This is a genomic window from Coprococcus sp. ART55/1 (assembly GCF_000210595.1).
Classification (GTDB): domain Bacteria; phylum Bacillota; class Clostridia; order Lachnospirales; family Lachnospiraceae; genus Coprococcus; species Coprococcus aceti.
Genome location: NC_021018.1, coordinates 2,068,177 through 2,083,965, shown reverse-complemented (window position 1 = coordinate 2,083,965; position 15,789 = coordinate 2,068,177). Strand labels below are relative to the sequence as shown.

The 15,789-nt window shown below is 44.0% G+C and carries 14 protein-coding genes; 1 reads left to right on the top strand and 13 read right to left on the bottom strand.

Features of this window, described 5'->3' with window-relative positions; translation table 11 throughout:
- On the bottom strand, positions 1 to 633 hold a 633-nt coding region (locus CCU_RS09415), incomplete at its 3' end, for an extracellular solute-binding protein (protein ID WP_208896146.1).
- Positions 634 to 984: 351 nt separating this feature from the next.
- Here CCU_RS09415 and CCU_RS09410 point away from each other — a divergent pair.
- A complete protein-coding gene (locus CCU_RS09410; protein WP_015534455.1) occupies positions 985 to 1,752 on the top strand; it encodes a YesL family protein in 768 nt (255 codons plus the stop codon).
- Between the two features lie 95 nt (positions 1,753 to 1,847).
- On the opposite strand, the gene CCU_RS09405 is transcribed toward CCU_RS09410, so the two are convergent.
- The 12 genes from CCU_RS09405 to CCU_RS09350 all read right to left on the bottom strand — a co-directional run.
- Positions 1,848 to 2,771 (bottom strand): AraC family transcriptional regulator, encoded by a 924-nt coding sequence (locus tag CCU_RS09405; RefSeq protein ID WP_015534454.1) that lies wholly within the window; start codon positions 2,769 to 2,771, stop codon positions 1,848 to 1,850.
- Between the two features lie 142 nt (positions 2,772 to 2,913).
- Positions 2,914 to 4,065 carry a YIP1 family protein gene (locus CCU_RS09400; protein ID WP_015534453.1) on the bottom strand — a complete coding sequence of 384 codons (1,152 nt, stop codon included), beginning with the start codon at positions 4,063 to 4,065 and terminating at the stop codon, positions 2,914 to 2,916.
- Positions 4,066 to 4,187: 122 nt separating this feature from the next.
- Entirely contained in the window at positions 4,188 to 4,403 is a 216-nt protein-coding gene (locus CCU_RS09395; protein ID WP_015534452.1) for a hypothetical protein, read from the bottom strand.
- Positions 4,391 to 5,797: a hypothetical protein gene (locus CCU_RS09390; RefSeq protein WP_015534451.1), complete on the bottom strand. Its 1,407-nt coding sequence runs from the start codon at positions 5,795 to 5,797 to the stop codon at positions 4,391 to 4,393. The genes CCU_RS09395 and CCU_RS09390 overlap by 13 nt, the downstream gene beginning before the upstream one ends.
- Before the next feature lie 193 nt (positions 5,798 to 5,990).
- A complete protein-coding gene (locus tag CCU_RS09385) occupies positions 5,991 to 6,941 on the bottom strand; it encodes a glycosyltransferase family 2 protein (RefSeq protein WP_015534450.1) in 951 nt (316 codons plus the stop codon).
- Positions 6,938 to 8,638, bottom strand: coding sequence for a hypothetical protein (locus tag CCU_RS09380; RefSeq protein WP_015534449.1), 1,701 nt, complete (start codon positions 8,636 to 8,638; stop codon positions 6,938 to 6,940). Before CCU_RS09380 ends, CCU_RS09385 begins: the two co-directional genes overlap by 4 nt.
- Positions 8,639 to 8,792: 154 nt before the next feature.
- A complete protein-coding gene (locus CCU_RS09375) occupies positions 8,793 to 10,544 on the bottom strand; it encodes a phospho-sugar mutase (protein WP_015534448.1) in 1,752 nt (583 codons plus the stop codon).
- Positions 10,545 to 10,697: 153 nt separating this feature from the next.
- The gene (locus CCU_RS09370) at positions 10,698 to 11,690 is read right to left on the bottom strand and encodes a hypothetical protein (protein ID WP_243105811.1); all 993 of its coding nucleotides are present in this window, start codon (positions 11,688 to 11,690) and stop codon (positions 10,698 to 10,700) included.
- Between the two features lie 132 nt (positions 11,691 to 11,822).
- Complete coding sequence (locus CCU_RS09365) at positions 11,823 to 13,154, bottom strand: CCA tRNA nucleotidyltransferase (protein ID WP_015534447.1); 1,332 nt, start codon at positions 13,152 to 13,154, stop codon at positions 11,823 to 11,825.
- Positions 13,155 to 13,245: 91 nt separating this feature from the next.
- Positions 13,246 to 14,679, bottom strand: coding sequence for a proline--tRNA ligase (gene proS, locus CCU_RS09360; protein ID WP_015534446.1), 1,434 nt, complete (start codon positions 14,677 to 14,679; stop codon positions 13,246 to 13,248).
- A gap of 144 nt (positions 14,680 to 14,823) precedes the next feature.
- On the bottom strand, positions 14,824 to 15,525 hold the full coding sequence (locus CCU_RS09355) for an RluA family pseudouridine synthase (protein WP_015534445.1): 702 nt from the start codon (positions 15,523 to 15,525) through the stop codon (positions 14,824 to 14,826).
- A gap of 32 nt (positions 15,526 to 15,557) precedes the next feature.
- Positions 15,558 to 15,789 (bottom strand): winged helix-turn-helix domain-containing protein (locus tag CCU_RS09350; RefSeq protein WP_208896144.1); only part of this gene is annotated, 232 nt, incomplete at its 5' end.

Genomic DNA, 15,789 nt, shown 5'->3' with positions numbered 1-15,789 from the left:
CATTGAGTAAACCATGTTGTAGTATGTGTCCTGATCGTTTGATGTGTTCATACAGAAACCGTACTGATCGCCATTAGTAAGCTTCTTAGCTGCATCATAGAGGTCATCCCATGTCCATGTCTCATCTGGATAAGAAAGTCCTGCATCATCAAACATCTTCTTGTTGTACCAGAGAGCGATTGTATCGTAATCCTTTGGTACTGCGTAATATGAGCCATCATATGTGTAGAGCTCTGTGATCTCTGACATATAGTTGCTCATATCAACCTTATCGCTCTTCTCAATGTAGTCATCGAGCTTTAAGAGCTTGTTGTTCTTCATGTACATCTGTGAGTTGTTGGAGTGCATCCAGAATACATCCGGCATATCTCCACCTGATGCTCCAGCCTCAAGAAGTGTCCAGTATGAATCCCACTCCTTAACCTGTACATCAACCTTGATTCCTGTCTCTTCTGTGAAGAGATCACATATCTGCTGCAGACCCTTCTGCTGATTGTTATCCCAGATAACCACCTCAAGTGCATCCTTACTGCCGCTCTTGCTTCCGTCGCCGCTTCCGCCACATGCGCAAAGTGAAAATGCTGTTGCTGCTGCAAGTCCAACTGCTACTGTTTTCTTTAATGTTCTTCTCATAAAACCTTCCTCCTTTTTACATCACCGGCAGGATTTACGACACCCACATTCTCTTTCATACCCTGAATTCTGCGTCCTGTTCTGCCGGTTCGCCTTACGGCGTTCTGTGTGTTTTCTATGATTGAATTATAAAATTTTGGTGAACATTTTCACATGGAAAAATGTCAAAATATCATGGGTTTTTGTCACAAATGTATATTTTTAAGTAGTTAAGTTCGCTGTTTTTGTGCTATTTTATGGTAAAATGTAGAATACCTATGGTAAATTGTAAAATTCGCTATATATTGGCATACCTTTTTGTGCTATAGTTAAACAAACGATATTATCACTTTTTACATCAGGAGGAATTTTATGAACATTTTCAACAGTGACGGCTGGTTTTCCAGATTTTTTGGAACGCTCGGCGATATTATAATAGTGAACATTCTATTTATATTGTGTAGTATTCCCATAGTCACCATGGGAGCTTCCATGAGCGCAATGTATTTCACTCTGTTAAAGAAGCAGAGGACAGGCGAAAATGGAGGTGTAGTGAAATTATTCTTCAAAGGCTTCAAGGATAATTTCAAACAGTCAACGATTTCATGGCTGCTATTCCTTCTTATATCATTTATATTCACTCTGGATTTCAACCTTTTTGGCAAGGGTGGTCCACAGGAGAACAAGCTCATGTACTACACCAGTGTCGTGCTTATGATATTGACATGCTTCATCGCAATTTACCTGTTCCCTGTCATAAGTGCCTTTAAGAACACATTGAAGAACCTTCTCTTGCAGTCCATTTACCTGGCAGCCAAGAACTTCATATTTACAATAGTGATCATGGTTCTCTACACTCTGCCTGCATATGTTCTGCTATCCAGCACTCAGGTATTCATGGTAGGTATATTCGTGTTCATAGTATGTGGCTTTGGCCTTATAGCATATGTATCATCATTCATGTTTTTGAAGGCATTCACCCCATATCTGGATGAGGTCACAAAGAAGTACACGGACGACGATCCTGCTTCATGGATGCACAGCGATGACCAGACATCTGAATCAGATGAGGATAATCCTGAATCCACAAAGGTGACCAAGAAGCTTATCGTTGACAATTCATATCATGGCAGACAGTAGTTTTTACCGTATATCGTAAATACAGCAAAGGCGGATGTGCGACAAATCGCACACCCGCCTTTTGCTTAATTCAAATTTTTTGATTCAATTATATCTTACAGCTTCGAAGCCTCATGTCCAAACTTGGCATCATTCGTCTCAAGCTCAACCTCAAGATTCCTGAATGACTTAGGACTCATTCCAAACTTCTGCTTGAATGCTTTAGAGAAAGAAAGAGAATCCTCATAACCACACTGATATGCGATTATATTGATCTGTTCCTTTGATGACCGGAGAAGACTTGCAGCTTTCTCCAATCTGAAGTTGATAAGATACTCCTGAGGAGATACACCCATCTCCTTCTTGAAGCTTCCTGTCAGATGACTTCTGCTGATTCCTATGAAATCCGCAATGTCATCGATCTTGATCTTGTTCATGTACTTCTCTGTTATGAAGTCGACAGCAGCCTTTACATATATCTTACTTGGATACTCAATGTTATCAGATTCCTGCGCATCGGAGGCATTATCCTCCATAATGGTTGCGAAGAGAAGCATCAGTGCACTCATTCTCTTCACCTCGTTTATACGTGTGATCTGGGAATATTCGAGCATCTTGTTGATACATTCTGCACACGTATCCATCTGCTCTATCTTGATGATAGGTGAGCCCTTTACATACCCCATCGCCTCAATAAAATCTTCAGCTCTGTAGCCATGAAATCCAACCCACATGTAGCTCCATGGATCATCATCGTCAGCCCTGTAAGTAGTCTCCTCACCAGGTCTGATGATAAACGCCTGTCCAGGTCCCAGTTCATAAGTCTTCCCCGCAATTGTAAATGTACCCTTGCCCTTCTTTACCATATGGATAACATATGATTCTCTGACGTATGGACCAAACTTCCAGCCTTTTATACAATCCTCTCTGCCACAATAGTCCAGACTGATTGCGGTACCCCACATATAGGAGTTCGACAACTGTAGATCTTCCAGACAAGCAAAACCAACACTGTCAGTTAAACCAACCTTTCTTACCATAACCCGTCCTTTCCTTTACCATATCTTTGCCACCCTTTTATATAAGTTAACACCAAAAACACCTTTATATTTTAACAAAAGCAGACAAACCTGTCAATTTTCAGATCTGTCTGCTTCCTGTAAAATATCTATAAATTATGTCTTACCAGTGACGGTAACCAAATACTGTTGCAGCGTTCTTGAAGTAGCTGAGTACCTGCTCTGCACATGTTGCGCTGTCACTGAATATCTTTTCTGCGATGTTATCTATAACAGTGATGAGGAATACTGAGATAACTATAGCAGCGATAACTGCAAATATCTTTGAGTTGTCATTTGTCTCAAGGTTATCGAATAACGCATGAGCTGCGATCACGATTCCGCAAAGGCTTATTCCGAGGAAGAGTATGTATCCAAAGCCTCCGATGATTCCGCTGAGGAAATCAACCTTGTGGAAGAGTGCTGAGATGATCTCAAATATGATTCCTGCAACCATTGCTATTGCCTCATAAAGTGCAAATACACCAACGGCGTTAAGTGCTTTTCCAAATGTGATTCCACCCTTGAATATAATTCCTCCGGCGATAAATACCGCTGCTGTCATGATGACTGCTGCGATTATAGTGAAGAAGAACATGTAGAATCCCTTTGCTATTGAATCGCCAAAGTCAAATCCCATTATGAGGAATCCGACAGTTACAAATATAAGTGAGAGGATGGCATTTACTCCTGCAAGTATTCCGCCAGGAACCATGTTGTCACTCTGAACCATCTCACCCGCTGTATCTGCAGGGCTCTTGAAAAGACCTATCACATTCTTGAGAAGATCATTTATCATATTGCCCGCTGCTGATGGCTTCTTCGGCTGTGGCTGTACATAGCCCTGCTGGCCGTACATCTGCTGGTTCATCTGTGGCTGGCCGTAGCCCTGCTGACCATACATCTGCTGGTTCATCTGCTGACCGTAGCCCTGCTGATTGTATGCTCCCTGGTTCATCTGCTGGCCATAACCCTGCTGATTATACATCTGCTGGTTCATCTGCTGACCGTAGCCCTGCTGGTTGTATGCACCCTGCTGGTTCATCTGCTGGCCGTAACCCTGTTGATTGTATGCACCCTGCTGGTTCATCTGCTGGCCATAGCCTTGCTGATTGTACACTCCCTGCTGACTCATCTGCGGCTGGCTGTAAGCCGCTGCCTGCTGATCTGCCTGTGGCTGGCTGTTCTCCGCCGCCTGCTGATTTGTCTGTGCCTGATCTGCCACCTGCTGTTCTCCCTGTGGCTGACCAAACTGCTGATCCTGATTCTCGTTCATTCCTGTTACCTCCAATTCCTTTCCCTGTGTGAAAATATATCAAAAATATGATACCAAATCCCCCTGGTTTTGTCATCATATCATTGCTCTATAAACTTCTGTGCGATATCGAAGGATCTGACTCAATCCTTATAATATCCATCGAAATAGTTAATCGGGCTGTGGCTGTCATACTTTGCATGATACACAAATGTAGTATAATCAACGTATTCCGCTTTCTTCTCCTCATTCTGTCCAATATTGTTGGATCTTACAAGAGCAGAAATCACTATGGATACCGTTAAGCATATCCCGCACACGATACCTATTGCAACATACAAAAATACTATCGAACCCATGTCTTATCCTGCCTTTCCTTAACGTATTCTATAGTGCCATAGCTTCTGAATCTGTGAATATCTATCCTTGATCTGTGAAGCTTGTTGATCGCACGCCAGAAGCTCACCAAACTATATATAACTCCAGCCACATACGCGGAAAATACCATAAAAGCTCCACCTGAATCACCCACACCTGCACTTATCCTATATAGATCCGTCATAAGTCCCCCAACAAATACAGATACATATGTACAAAGCACAACCATCACTGTCATAAGTATCGCTATGGATGCCCCAACCTTAAATCTGTTGGATGGGACATTTCCCACGACCTTGCCGGTCTGCCCATTCACCGCCACGGTATAGAGTATTCCCTGATAACGAAAAGTCATGAACCACGCTGGCAGCAATGCATACTCGATATCTGTCATCTTTATATCCGTTTTTTCCTCAGTAATCCGGGCGTTTTTCGGAACATCGCTCATCATCTCTTCCTTCACCGCATCATTGCTCTTTCTCTTTGCAACGGCTGCGATCTCGGCAGCTGGTACATCGTACCTGTCCGTGTAAAATCCGGACAGATATTCTGGAGAAAACGTCAAAGCCTTCTCTAAATCATAAGGCTCCAGTCTTGCCGAAATGTGATCATTCAATCTTCTTGTTGCATCACCAGGTACCCTTGGAACTGTACACTCACAATCTCTCATACAATTGTGTGTGACTGTTTTGTCTGCAGTTTTCTGTGCAACTGCTGCTATAGAACCAAAGCATTTTTCATAATTACTAACGCGCTCGCCTTTTTCATTCTCCTGAAATACATACTTGAGCTTTTTTCTAACATGATAAGATGCCAGCCAATATGGTATATATATTCCTCGTATCTTATCAATCTCAAATTTCTTTATCTCATCCGGAACAAACCACCCTTTGCAGAACCTGTCACGTATAAGCTGTTCTGCTCTCTTCTGAGAAATTCCAAATGGAATAATAAGGTCCGGCTCCAGTTCATCCTTAACTCTGTCAACCAATATCATCGGCTGCCCGCAATACGCACAGAAACTGGAAGTTTCCGTGGATTTCACCATAAGTCTTGCACCACAGGATGTACATTCATATAGATTCATATCCATATACCTTGGTGATTCATCATCCTTTCCAATATTGATCTCATCCAATGTGTATATCGTATCCGTGGCATCAGTTATGTATCTTTTTATTCTGGCAATCTTCTGAATTGCCTTATAGCTTCTCTTATCTACAAGCTCTCCATCCTCATTCCTGACCATGGCAGAGTTTTCTTCTCCTATGCCTCTGCTGATCACCGAATCACACTGCGTACACTGCAGCTGCCTCGTCTTAGGATTCAGTACCACAACACCGCCGCAGGATGGACATTTTACTGTAAGATTCATTGCATGTTACCCCCATGTCTACCAAACATAAGCCCCATTTGACTAAAACAGTATCATCTAAATTATAAGCTATCAAGTAGTCAAATTACAACTATATGTACCTGTAACGGATGTAAATATTACATAAAACGTCTTATCATCCAAATAAAGCTGTATCATAACCATTCCATCACAATACAGCTTCATAATGTTATCAATTTATCTTATTCACGTCGTCTTTATTGGTGTCGGAAATTATATAATGTGGTCTTCCCTTGGTCTCCATATATGTCTTGGCGATATATTTACCCATTATTCCTATGCACAGGAACTGGAGTCCTGATACAAACAGTATGATGCACACAAGTGACGGCCATCCCGCAACAGGGTCTCCCCACACCAGCTTTCTTATGAAGAAGAACAGCATCATGACGAATGCGACAAATGTACAAAATATTCCAAATCCTGAAGCTATACTCATCGGCGCCTCGGAGAAGTTGATTATTCCGTCCAGTGCGTATTTGAAAAGCTTCCAGAAGTTCCACTTCGTCTCGCCCGCAACTCTCTCCACATTCTCGTATTCCAGCCATTTTGTCCTGAACCCGATCCAGCCAAATATTCCCTTGGAAAATCTGTTGTACTCGCACATCGACACGATGGCATCCTTCATCTCTGCCTTCATAAGCCTGAAATCCCTGGCGCCATCCACGACATCGGCGTCGGATATCTTGTTGATGATCTTGTAGAACATCCGCGCAAACCAAGATCTTATCGGCGGCTCGCCCTTTCTGGTGACTCTTCTGGTCGCCACACTGTCATATTCTCCCTGCTCAAGTATACCGAGCATCTCCGGGAGCAGACTTGGCGGATCCTGCATGTCGGCATCCATCACCGCCACGTAATCCCCATCTGCATTGCAGAAGCCCGCATACATTGCAGCCTCCTTACCAAAGTTTCTGGAAAATGACAAATACTTGAAATAATCGTATTCCTCTGAGATCTTTTTCATGGTCTCAAGAGTCTTATCCGACGAACCATCATTTACCATAAGAACCTCAAAATCATACTGCCTGAGTTCCTGTCTCACCTTGTCCAGCTCCCCTGCAAATATCGGAAGAGCCTGCTCTTCGTTATAGCATGGAATTATCAAGCTAACTTTTTTCATTTTGTTTCACCTGCTTTAAATTTATAAATTCGTATTCCTGAAAATCTATATTCTATAGATTTCTTTGTATACTTTGTTATCTCTGCTATTTTCTCAGTCATCTTGTGTATCTTTTTCTTTTCAATTTTTGGATCATTGATGACTGCCACATATATCTCATCGCCGCAGTCCTTCACCAGATCAGCGATGCTGTCTATATCATCCTCGTACACATACCGGCATCTTCCCATCTGGGAAAATACGTTCATTCCCGCGTACACGTTGTTCCATTTGCCATCTCCGTGACACAGTATGATACAGTCCTGTCCCTTCATCTCCTCCAAGGCTGTGCTCCAGTCGCTGTAGCCCCTGTACTGCCAGTCTACACCCTTTACAGCTATACTGCCTGCACATAATGCAAGGCATATGACAGCGGTTACAACTGCACATCTCTTCCTGGTTATTACTGGAACCAGCTTCATCATACACCATATCATAAACACAGCCACTATAGGAAGTGCCGAGTAGATATATCTTGCATTTACAAGCTCGGACCCCTGTATTCCCACAAATGCAAGAACGGCGTCGGCCACGATAACCCCCGCCAATAACAGTGAGCGTGACTCTATCCTTCCTGTTCTGTCCGCATCTATATCTCTCCTGTGTGTACATACTCTGTAGGATAATCCATCATTTTTCCTGACCAAGGATATCCTTATATCCACAAATGAAAGCACTATCCTTGCCACGATGAGCACCAGTGCCACAAGCACGATCAGCGGAAGCAGTCCTGCAAAATACGACCTGTTTATATAACTGATATAATATAAGAATTTGTGACCGGAAAGTCCTATCAGATTATCGGTAGCATAGCTTCCCCTGTAACCAAATATGTGTTTTATCGTCGCGGGAAATACCGCTATTGCCGCACCAAATCCAGCAACAAGACTAAAGCCATACGCAAACATCTGCTTTACCTTTCGCATATACAACAGGTATATACATACACACAATCCAAGTCCGGCAACATAGAAGTAGAAATAATAGTGTGTGAGTCCGCCGAACATGACCGCCAGTGCCAGCAATATAAAATACGGCACGGTCATCTTCTTTTTATGTCTCAGTATATATACATGAACCGCCGTCAGCAGCAATACATTCAAGGTCTGAAGAAGATACATCCGTATGAGCATACAGTTGCTTATGCCCACCGATGATACGCCCCACAGAGCTGCCGCCATCAGTCCATACCATCTGTTTCCAAGCAGATATGCCGCCACATACAACAGAAGAATATCCACAAATATCAGGAGTATGAGGTTGAGCACTATTCCCGGAACTGCACTGTATCCCGCTCCTTTGAAAAAGTAGCACACCGTATGCAGCAGCATATAATATACCGGCGGGTGGACATCATTTTCCTGATTTCTGTATGCCGCACTGTAGTTGAATGAATCATCGTTATAATTCATATAGTTCTCAAAATATGACCCCGTCACCCACTCATCAAGTGGCGTGTTGTCCTCTCCCGGATGGAGAAAAGTCTTGTCCGTGGAGTTTGCAAGGCCATAGCTGTACACCTCATCACAAAACAGATACTGTCTCTTAAGCCCGTAGTGGATGCACAGTCCATACTGCAGTAACACCAGCACTATGCATGCGATCCAGAAATACCGATTTGTCCTGATTTCTTTATTTTTCTTTACACTCTCTGTCATAATCTATTCTCCCACTGTCTTTGCCCATATAATAAGAGCAGTTTACCTCCTTTGTATACTTAATTTATTTTAAAATAAAAAACGGACTGCTACATTGTGACCGTATATTATACGTCACTGTAACAATCCGTTTGTTTATGATTATTTTTCTTTATTACTTTTCAAGTATATCGTAGATAAGATCCATGACCTTGTCACCAAATGCTGCTGACTCCTTCTGTGCCTCATCGTATGATGAACCCTTGATTCCGTAGTAGAACTTGATCTTTGGCTCAGTTCCTGATGGTCTTACCGCAAGCCATGCATCGTTCTCAAGCTCGTAGTAAAGTACATTGGCATTCGGGAATCCGGTAGGCTTAACCTCACCTGTCTCGATATTCCTTATATACTCAAGACGATAATCACGTACCACTCTGGTCTTGTATCCTGCTACTTCCTCAGGTACATTTGCACGGAGGATATTCATGATGTGTCCGATCTTCTTAGATCCCTCAACACCCTTGAGTGTTACGGTCTTGATATCATCTACATAATATCCGTACTTCTCGTACATATCCATCATCGCATCCCAGAGAGTCTTGCCCTGACCTCTGTAGTAAGCTGCTGCCTCACAGAGAGCCATAGTTGCAACAACGGCATCCTTGTCTCTTGCGTGGGTTCCGATCAGGCATCCGTAGCTCTCCTCGAATCCGAAGAGGTATGTTCCCTTGCCTGTCTGCTCAAATCTGAGGATCTCACGGCCAATGTTCTTGAAACCTGTGAAACACTCGATGAGATCTGTTCCATAATACTTTGCTATAGCATCTACCATGTTGGTAGTAACGATAGTCTTGATGATTGCTCCGTCTGCTGGAAGGCTGCCATTCTTCTCCTTCATCTGGCTTACCTCATACTCGCAGAGTAAGCTTCCTGACATGTTACCTGTGAATACCTTGTACTCACCTGTCTTGGAATCCTTGGCGTAGCATCCGAGTCTGTCGGCATCAGGGTCTGTTGCCAGAACGAGATCTGCATCGACCTCCTTTGCCAGCTTGAGTGCCAGTGCAAATGCTTCCTTTGCCTCTGGGTTTGGATACTCAACTGTTGGGAAATCTCCATCCGGAAGCTCCTGCTCAGGAACCACGTACACATTCTCAAATCCGATCTCCTTGAGAATCCTTCTTACAGGGATGTTGCCTGTTCCGTGAAGTGGTGTGTACACGATCTTGATATCCTTGCCATACTTGTCAATTGCATCCTGATTGAGGATGAGCTTCTTGAGCTCGCCCATGTATGCGTCATCAACCTCTGAACCGATAGTTACAAGAAGCCCCTTCTTCTTTGCCTCTACCATGTCCATGGTCTTTGTATCTGCGAAATCTGTGATGGCCTTTACCTCGGCCATGATTCCCTGGTCATGAGGTGGTGTGATCTGTGCGCCATCCTCCCAGTATACCTTATATCCATTGTACTCTGGTGGGTTATGTGATGCTGTTACATTGATACCAGCTACACAGTCCAGATATCTCACTGCAAATGAGAGCTCAGGTGTCGGTCTAAGTGACTCGAATCTGTAAGCCTTTATGCCATTTGCTGCCAGGCAGAGAGCTGCCTCCATAGAGAACTCAGGTGACATTCTTCTTGAATCATAAGCTATTGCCACACCTTTGTCCTGCTTGCACGCCTTGATGATGTAGTTTGCAAGTCCCTGTGTAGCCTTGCGCACTACATATATGTTCATTCTGTTAGTACCAGCTCCGATGATGCCTCGAAGTCCGGCTGTTCCAAATACAAGATCACAATAGAATCTTTCTTCTATCTCTTTCTCGTCGTCCTTGATCGCTAAGAGCTCATCCTTGGTTTCCTGACCAAACAAAGGATTGTTCACCCACTGCTCATACACGTCCTTGTAATTATAATCGCTCATCATTTTGCCTCCTGTGAAATCTATTGCTTTATGTTACCCATAGAGCATCCTACAAATGGAAAACACACACACGAAAAAACCATCTGTAAAATACATCACAATTCAGTATCACGTGTCTAACTCAATTATTATCCACGCCCCAACATTATACTCTTAATTTGTCAGCTTGTGAAGTCCATAGGTATCGTTAATTTCACTCAAAATTTTGAGCTTTTCTTGGTCATCTTCGATAACTTTTTGGAGTTTTTCCATCAAAACCGGGGATATGTAGCTCTTTCTGGTGTTCATATACCGGTTACTTATCTTCCAGAACTTCTCCGGGAAACTGTACATAAGATATATGAATTCATAATCCTCATGTTCAAGATAATTGATCTGACTGTACGCACTCAGAATGTCCTTCGCCATGGTGATATCATACCTGTTCTTCTCCATGGCTTTGCGGAGAAACTGGTACAGATCCATGAGCTGGTATCCCACATGGAACCGGTCAAAATTTATGGTTGCTATGTATCCATCACAGAACATCACGCTGTGATAATTATACGAGCCGTGACAATAGCCAAGCCATTTGTCGTTGTATGTGAAATTATCCTGAAACAGCGACAGGCACTTCTCTGCCTGGCTGTAAAAATAATCAAATGTCTTTATGTACAGCATCTCAAAGTCATTCTTCAGGGTTCTCCTGCTGACAAAATTTCTTATCCTGCGAAGCTCATTTACCTTTCTATCCAGATTTCCCGGAGTTTTTTTTGTGTATGACGTATTCTCCTCCATGTACAGTTCCCTTCCGGCTCTGTGAAACCACGCCAGATTTATAACTGCTTTCTCAAGATCCCTTATGCTTGATGCATTACACTCCCGCCCTTGGAAATATTCCCTGCACACAAATGGATTTCCATACCTGTCGCAGGTCACCAGCTCGTCTTCTCTGTTGGCCACGACCCGGTCTATATTACAGAAGCCCTTTTCATATATCTTATCCTTAAATTCCTTCTCCTGCTGAAGCCTCTCGTCAGTTCCATTCAGGGATGACACCTGTCTGACCCCCTTGTCCGTCATCAGGATCACAGCACCTCTGCCTCTGCCCGTTCCCTGTACTTCCATATCGTATGCTTCATACACTTCACCCATTTTTTCAGCCAAATAAAAACCCCCTCCTACAACCATCTCTTGGCAGCATAACTGCCTGCTAAGTAATTGTATGAGGGGATGTTAAGTTTCATTCTTAAGTTGTAACTTTTTATTTGTCTGTTTTACGACGGGTATCGCTGATGCCTACATCTGCTTTACCTGATCCAGCAGATATTCCCTGCCGTTCTTCTCCGGGTCTTCTATAACCATATCCAGCAGTTTCTGAAGTATCTCGCCCATCTGAGGTCCCGGCTTTATTCCCAGCTTTATGAGGTCTCCGCCATTTACCTTGAGGTCCTTGATCCTGACGCAGTCAGCATCTGCCACGATCTCTTCATATTTCTTCTCAAGCTCCGCAAGCTGGCTCTGTCTCTCCTCCAGCTTGTAATCGCTCTGGGCAGCCATATCGGCTTTCTTGATCTCGATTATATATGGGAAGAAATCCTTTCCAACCTCTCCGAGAAGCTTCCTGATGGTATTCTTCTTCGGAACGCAGCCCATGCCAAAGTCATGCCATCTCACCAGCTTGCACACGTCCTTGATGGTATTGTTGTCAAACTTCAGTCTTCTGAGAACCGACTCCGCCAGTGGAACTCCAGCGATCTGGTGGTCGTAAAAGTGATCTGTTCCATTCTCGTCCACAGTGTGTGTGGATGGCTTGCCTATATCGTGGAGAAGCGCCGCCCATCTCATGGTGACGTCAGCTCTTATATTTTTAACCGCCTCAATGGAGTGTACACCCACATTGTATCTGTGATACTGGTTGTTCTGTGGCTGCTCCATCATCTTGTCAAATTCAGGAAGGATATATGCAGTGATACCTGTAACATAGGCCTCGAGCAGCTTGTCCGGGTGATCTGATACAAGGAGCTTTGTGAGCTCCACCCTGATCCTCTCCGCACTTATATCCTTGAGGTACTGTGCCTGGATGATCATGGCCTTTCGGGTATCCCTCTCTATGTCAAATCCAAGCTGTCCCGCAAATCTTATGGCTCTGAGTATCCTAAGTGCATCCTCATCGAATCTGTCCCTTGCCACACCGACAGCTCTTATAACCTTGTCATTCAGATCCTGCACACCGCCAAACATATCTATTATGCCCTTGCTGTGGCTGTACGCCATGGCATTTATGGTGAAGTCTCTTCTCTTCAGATCCTCCTCAAGGCTGGCTGTGAACTCCACCTGATCCGGTCTCCTGTGATCACTGTACTCTCCATCTATCCTGTACGTCGTGACCTCATAGCCTTCCTTGCCCATCATGACTGTTACGGTTCCATGCTCTATTCCTGTATCTACGGTTCGCCTGAATATCTCCTTGACCTGCTCAGGTCTGGCAGATGTGGTGATATCCCAGTCCCCCGGCTCTCTTCCGAGTATGCTGTCTCTCACGCAGCCGCCGACTATATAGGCCTCATAGCCTGCTGCCTCAAGACCCTCTATAACTTTATTTGCTCCCTCTGGAATGTCTATTCTCATATATCTTCTCTCCGCATCTTTATATCTGTAAAATAATAACTTCTCCAGCAAAATGCTGAAGAAGTTATTATACATGATTATTATCTATATTTTAGTATGCTCTTCCGAAGTATACCATCTTCTTGGCCGGCTTGCCGCAGTGTACACATACATCTGAAAGATGCTCCTGTGCAAATGGCATACATCTTGTGGATGCTCCTGTCTCATCCTTGATAGCCTCCTCACAAGCTGTCTCGCCACACCACATAGCCTTTACAAAGCCCTGCTCGTTGTCGATGATATTCTTGAACTCATCCCAGTTAAGCGCTGCATGTGTATGTGAATCTCTGTGAGCCTTTGCTCTCTCGAACATATCCTTCTGGATAGTCTCAAGAAGCTCTCCAACCTTTGTATCTATCTCATCAAGTGATACTGTGATCTTCTCTCTTGTGTCACGGCGTACCAGAACTGCCTGATTGGCCTCGATATCCTTTGGTCCGATCTCAACTCTGATAGGAATACCTCTCATCTCCTGCTCTGAGAACTTCCAGCCTGGGCTCTTGTCGCTGTCATCGACCTTTACTCTGAATGCTCCAAGCTTCTCACGGAGCTCTGCTGCCTTCTCAAGCACTCCTGCTTTCTTCTGCATGATAGGAATGATCATGACCTGAGTTGGAGCAACCTTTGGAGGAAGTACAAGACCTGAATTGTCTCCGTGAACCATGATGATGGCTCCGATAAGTCTTGTTGTCATACCCCATGATGTCTGATGAACATACTTGAGCTTGTTGTCCTTGTCTGTAAACTGTATTCCAAATGCCTTGGCAAATCCGTCTCCGAAGTTATGGCTTGTTCCTGACTGGAGCGCCTTGCCATCGTGCATAAGTGCCTCTATTGTGTATGTTGCCTCTGCTCCTGCGAACTTCTCCTTCTCTGTCTTCCGTCCACGGATAACAGGCATAGCCAGTACATCCTCACAGAAGTCTGCATACAGATTCAGCATCTGTATTGTTCTTGCCTCAGCCTCCTCAGCTGTTGCATGAGCTGTGTGACCCTCCTGCCACAGGAATTCTCTTGAACGAAGGAAAGGTCTTGTCTCCTTCTCCCAACGCATTACTGAACACCACTGATTATATACCCTTGGCAGATCACGATATGACTGGATATCATTCTTGTAGAAATCGCAGAACAAAGTCTCTGATGTAGGTCTTACACACATACGCTCTGTAAGAGGATTGAGTCCACCATATGTAACCCATGCTACCTCCGGTGCAAATCCCTCAACGTGATCCTTCTCCTTCTCAAGAAGGCTCTCTGGAATAAGCATAGGCATGTACACATTCTCCACACCTGTAGCCTTGAATCTCTCATCAAGCTGCTTCTGTATAAGCTCCCAGATTGCATATCCTGCTGGCTTGATAGCCATACATCCCTTCACGTTGGTATATGCGATAAGTCCTGCCTTGAGGACAACGTCAGTATACCACTGTGCAAAATCTTCATCCATGGAAGTAATAGCTTCAACCATCTTCTTATCGTTTGCCATCTTATTTATCTCCTTAATTCTAAAACATTCTATATCTGCTGCATAGCTGAACTACCTAATTGCATACACTCTTTAATCTACAAAATTTCAGGACGTATGTCAACACGAAACATGCCAACATCCGCCCTGTAAATAACATTTTAACTAAAACTCATCCAGATCCAGAATGGCAAATGCTCCGCCCTCCGGCTCATGCTTGAACACCATGTGTTCTCCTGTTGTCGGATGGTCAAATTCCAATCTGGACGCGTGAAGACCTATCTCTTTATATTTCTTCTTCGTCTTCTGGAACTTAGGGTTGTACTTCGTGTCACCCCATATTCCGCACTTTCTCTTCGCAAACTGAGCCCTGATCTGATGATGTCTGCCTGTGATAAGCTCCACCAGCACGTATGTGAGAGTTCCCTCGTCTGTATCCATAACGTCAAGTACCTCATACTCAAGCTCAGAATACTTTGCTCCCGGTGTATCCTTGTCCACAACCTTTGTCACGTTGTCCTTAGTATCGTGAAGAAGATAATCCTTCAAAACTCCCTGGTCATTTGGAAGCTCACCAGTGAGGATCGCCTGATAATACTTCATCATAGAACCATCCTCGCTCTGCTTTGAGAGATTTGCAGCCGCCTCAGGAGTCTTGGCAAATACCATAACTCCGCCTACAGGCCTGTCCAGTCTGTGTATAGGCACAAGATATGGCTCCTCTTTTCTGTTCTCCTTCTCGTATATCCTGAGCTTGAGCATACTCACCATGCTCTCTGAATTGGTCTTGTCCGGCTGAGTTGGCACACCACATGGCTTTACAGCCACGATTATATCATTATCCTCATGTAAAATGTTTAATTTCATTTGTTTTCTCCTCATTCGCCATCTGGGGCTTATCACATCCTAAACCTGTAGCCCACGCCCCATACAGTCTCTATGTACTGTGGATTCGATGTGTCAAATTCAATCTTCTCTCTGATCTTCTTGATATGAACAGTAACCGTGGCTATATCTCCTATGCTGTCCATATTCCATATCTTGCTGAACAGCTCATCCTTGGAAAATACCTTGTTCGGGTTGCTGGCAAGGAAGCACAGTATATCGAACTCCTTATTCGTAAATACCTTC

Bases quoted from the DNA above. Each gene is read 5' to 3' on its own strand.
- CCU_RS09410 (WP_015534455.1), top strand. From the start codon at position 985: ATGAACATTTTCAACAGTGACGGCTGGTTTTCCAGATTTTTTGGAACG.
- CCU_RS09405 (WP_015534454.1), bottom strand. From the start codon at position 2,771: ATGGTAAGAAAGGTTGGTTTAACTGACAGTGTTGGTTTTGCTTGTCTG.
- CCU_RS09400 (WP_015534453.1), bottom strand. From the start codon at position 4,065: ATGAACGAGAATCAGGATCAGCAGTTTGGTCAGCCACAGGGAGAACAG.
- CCU_RS09395 (WP_015534452.1), bottom strand. From the start codon at position 4,403: ATGGGTTCGATAGTATTTTTGTATGTTGCAATAGGTATCGTGTGCGGG.
- CCU_RS09390 (WP_015534451.1), bottom strand. From the start codon at position 5,797: ATGAATCTTACAGTAAAATGTCCATCCTGCGGCGGTGTTGTGGTACTG.
- CCU_RS09385 (WP_015534450.1), bottom strand. From the start codon at position 6,941: ATGAAAAAAGTTAGCTTGATAATTCCATGCTATAACGAAGAGCAGGCT.
- CCU_RS09380 (WP_015534449.1), bottom strand. From the start codon at position 8,638: ATGACAGAGAGTGTAAAGAAAAATAAAGAAATCAGGACAAATCGGTAT.
- CCU_RS09375 (WP_015534448.1), bottom strand. From the start codon at position 10,544: ATGAGCGATTATAATTACAAGGACGTGTATGAGCAGTGGGTGAACAAT.
- CCU_RS09365 (WP_015534447.1), bottom strand. From the start codon at position 13,154: ATGAGAATAGACATTCCAGAGGGAGCAAATAAAGTTATAGAGGGTCTT.
- proS (WP_015534446.1), bottom strand. From the start codon at position 14,679: ATGGCAAACGATAAGAAGATGGTTGAAGCTATTACTTCCATGGATGAA.
- CCU_RS09355 (WP_015534445.1), bottom strand. From the start codon at position 15,525: ATGAAATTAAACATTTTACATGAGGATAATGATATAATCGTGGCTGTA.